The sequence below is a fragment of the Haloferax sp. Atlit-6N genome, assembly GCF_003383195.1.
Taxonomy (GTDB): domain Archaea; phylum Halobacteriota; class Halobacteria; order Halobacteriales; family Haloferacaceae; genus Haloferax; species Haloferax gibbonsii.
The window spans coordinates 1-438 of the sequence record NZ_QEQJ01000401.1; the positions used below are offsets into that span (position 1 = coordinate 1).

Annotated in this window: 1 pseudogene; it reads left to right on the forward strand. The window is 67.6% G+C overall.

The features are described 5' to 3' along the window. Window positions 1–438 (forward strand): annotated as a pseudogene (locus tag DEQ92_RS22930) (carbamate kinase); the annotation flags it as partial.

A 438-nucleotide genomic window follows, 5' to 3' on the forward strand; every position in this document is an offset into this window, starting at 1 on the left:
TCGAATCTTCTGCGAGCGACGCCCCCGTCGTCGTCGCACTGGGCGGGAACACCCTGCTCGGCGAGCACGGCCCGTGGACGCTCGATCAGCAGTTGGCGGTCGTAGAGCAGACGGCCGCGCGAATCGCGGCGGCCGTCGACGCCGGCTACGACGTCGTGCTCACGCACGGCAACGGCCCGCAGGTCGGCAATCTGCTCCTCCAGCAGGAGCACGCGACCGAGACGCCACAGCTCCCGCTGGACGTACTCGTTGCCGAGACGCAGGCGCAGATCGGCTACCTCCTGCAGCAGGCGCTCGACAACGAGCGCGAGGCACAGACGGACTCGATGACGATCGTGACGCAGGTGGTCGTCGATAGCGACGATCCCGCATTCGCAGAGCCGACGAAGCCCGTCGGCCCGTTTTACACGGAGTCTGAAGCGGCTGAGAAGCCCTTCG